This is a genomic window from Phormidium sp. CCY1219 (assembly GCF_055795085.1).
This window is the reverse complement of the sequence record NZ_JAYFEQ010000232.1, coordinates 1-455: the sequence shown is the minus strand read 5'-3', so window position 1 is coordinate 455 and position 455 is coordinate 1. Positions and strand designations below refer to the sequence as shown.

Below are 455 nucleotides of genomic sequence, written 5' to 3'. Positions count from 1 at the left end.
TATGCACGTCAGAATAACGTCATGATTGTGGCCGCTGCTGGGAATGACGGTGGTGTGATGTCGGCGTTGGGTCAAGCCTCGCAAGAGTTTGACAACATTATGACTGTGGGTGCGGCGGAACAGTTTGACCCCGAAACGTCGGCTTGGAAAGGGGCAGACCGCACCAATTATTCCAGCTATGGTCAGGGTTTGGATATCACGGCTTATGGCGGAACGACGGAGAATCCCCAATTGTCCTTAGCTGGGGAAGGAACCAGTGGTATGGCCGGAACTTCTGTAGCCACGGCGAAGGTGACGGGGGCCGTGTCTCAGGTTTGGGCGGCCAATCCTGAGTTGAGTTATCGCCAGGTGGTTGAGATTATCCGCAACACGGCGACGGATTTGGGCAGTACGGGTCATGATGCTGAAACGGGCGCTGGCTTGCTGAATATGACGGCGGCGGTGCATTTGGCGAA

Annotated in this window: 1 protein-coding gene; it reads left to right on the top strand. The window is 55.8% G+C overall.

Going from position 1 to position 455, the window contains the following annotated elements; all coding sequences use genetic code 11:
- Positions 1-21: 21 nt before the first annotated feature.
- Positions 22-455: S8 family serine peptidase (locus tag AC0QH1_RS02380; protein WP_324629187.1), on the top strand; the 434-nt coding region annotated here is incomplete at its 3' end.